The organism is Variovorax sp. P4_D9, assembly GCF_056401695.1.
The window spans coordinates 1-2359 of sequence record NZ_JBFUIU010001115.1 but is presented as its reverse complement, the minus strand read 5'-3'; the positions used below and the strand labels follow the sequence as shown (position 1 = coordinate 2359).

General features: G+C 62.0%; 2 protein-coding genes and 1 pseudogene. 2 read left to right on the top strand and 1 reads right to left on the bottom strand.

The genetic code is table 11. The features are described 5' to 3' along the window. A pseudogene (locus AC1DY5_RS51715) lies at positions 1-386 on the top strand (hypothetical protein); the annotation flags it as partial. Between the two features lie 22 nt (positions 387-408). Next, positions 409-1881, top strand: coding sequence for a transposase (locus tag AC1DY5_RS51710; RefSeq protein WP_478122025.1), 1473 nt, complete (start codon positions 409-411; stop codon positions 1879-1881). A gap of 167 nt (positions 1882-2048) precedes the next feature. Here the strand turns inward: AC1DY5_RS51710 and AC1DY5_RS51705 are convergent. Then, positions 2049-2359, bottom strand: a 311-nt coding sequence (locus AC1DY5_RS51705) for a transposase (protein WP_478122024.1), incomplete at its 5' end; no start/stop codon positions are given.

The window sequence follows — 2359 nt, the reverse complement described above, 5'->3', positions numbered from 1 at the left end:
GCCGGACACCTACCCCTTCGGCCTGTGACCGAGGAGTCCTGATGCCGAACCTATTGCGTATGGTGATCGGCCCGAACAGGCTCGAAGGCGAACTGTGCCTGGTGGAGCCGCCGCGCGGCATCGTCGTTTTCGCGCACGGCAGCGGAAGCAGTCGCCGCAGCCGCCGCAACATTCAGGTAGCCCGCGCACTGCAACGCAGGGGGCTGAGCACCCTGCTGTTCGACCTGCTCACCTCCGACGAGGCCGAGAGCCATGCATGCGCTGCTGCGCCAGTGAAAACTCGACAATGCACCGCTTGGTTCAATTCGTCAATGCAACCTATTATCCTATTTTCCTCAGTTGGCCACTTTGAATCTGGCGCCAACGTAGACTTGGCGCCGGGTTGAGGTAGACGAGAGGGGGCACCCGATGGGTGAGCGCAAATCGGCGCCTGGCAAGGCGATGAATGCGGTTTCTGCGGCCTGCCGAGACAGTGTGAACGGCGCGGTCGAGGCGGCGGACGAATCGATGCAGGTACGTACGACCGGGGGCGTGTTCTCGGTACGGTGGGACCAGCGTGGGAGCGCGACGGCGCTCGGCCAATTGGCCTTCTTTGCCGAGTACCTGGAGGCCACGGGGTTGTTCGAGCGGTGGCTCAAGAGCTGCCCGTTGAGTTACACGAGCCCGAATGCGCCGGAGCTGGTGGATGTTCTGGGCACGTGGATGCTTTCGATTCTGGATGGGCATTGCCGGTACGCGCATGTGGGCGCACTGCTCGGTGATGGTGTGGCGCCAAGCATCCTGGGGATGAACAAGATCATCGGCGACGACAGCCTGCRCCGCGTGCTGGCTGCCATCGCGCCGGCACCCGACATCAAACACAGCGAGATGCAGCGCATCGCGCAAGAAGCGCAACTTGCACGCTCGACGCGGTGGATGCAGGACCAGCTCAAGCACAGCATTGCGCAGGCGACAGTGCAGCCGTGGATCTTGGATTGCGACACGACGATCAAGCCGTTGTATGGCAAGCAAGATGGTGCGGTGGTCAGCTACAACCCACATAAGCCGGGTCGGCCAAGTCATGCCATCCACACCTACTGGATTGKCAATCTTCGCCTGGTGCTGGATGCCCAGCTGGAGCCCGGCAACCGGCACAGTCCGATGCACTCCAGACCTGGTCTGATGGCGCTGCTGGAGGAGCTGCCCCAGGCGCAACGAACGAAGCTGGTTCGAGGCGACTGTGCGTTTGGTAGCGAGGGGGAGATGAGCGCACTGGAGGCGATCGGCCAGCCGTACTTGTTCAAGCTGCGTCAAAGCGCGGGGGTCAAGACGCTGGTCAAGCGGCAGTGGCGCCGAAGCGATTGGTGCCCTGTGGGCCAGGGCTGGGATGCGTGTGAAGACACGCTGCTTCTGACGGGCTGGAGCCAGCGCAGACGGGTCATCGTGATGCGTCGGGTGCGCAAGATGGACCTGCTGGTCGAGGTCAAGCGCGCCGGGCGGCCCAAGCGCAAAGATCAAGTGCAAGCCGAGCTGCACTTCGTGGACGAGAACGAGCCGGTGAAGAGTTGGRAATACGCGGTGTTGGTGTGCAACACCCACTACGAGTTGGAGAACATCGGCCAGCTGTACCGGGACCGCGCCGATTGTGAGAACGGCTTCGATGAGATCAAGAACCAGTGGGGCTGGGGCGGCTACACCACGCACGACATCGAGCGCTGCGCGCTGCGCGCTGAGTGCAAGGGCCGTGGCGCTGATTTACAACTGGTGGAGCTGGTATGTGCGACTGGCGCATCCGAAGACACGCCTGGAGGCGATCACGAGCCGTCCCAAGCTGCTCAGTGCGGTCGGGCGCATGACCAGCCATGCCGGACAGAAGAGGATCTTGCTGACCATCACTCATGAAGCCGCAACCCAGATCAAGGCGCTTGTGAACAATGTTCGCCACGGTCTGAGTCTCATTCAGGCCACTGCGCCGCAGTTGACCAAATCGCAGAAATGTCGGATTGGTCGCCCTGGCCACCGGATAAGTGAGGAATTTAGGATTATTGATCTTTACGTAACCCATGACATTACCAGAGCGTAGCCTGCATCCAGCAGGCGGCGATGATCGAGGGTCGCTTCTGGGCACTCTTGAGCTTGTTGCGCGCGGTCGTGTGCAGCTCGCTGAGGTCGTTGGGGCAGTAGTTGGCCAGGGCATGTCGTTTGAGCCAGGCCCACAGATACTCCACCGGATTGAGGTCGGGCGCGTACGGCGGCAGGAACGCGATCTGGATATGGCCGCCCAGGCTGTCCAGATAGTCGCGCACCAGGCGACTGCGGTGCGCCTTCAAGCCATCCCAGATGACCAGCAGGCCTTCAAGCCATCCCAGATGACCAGCAG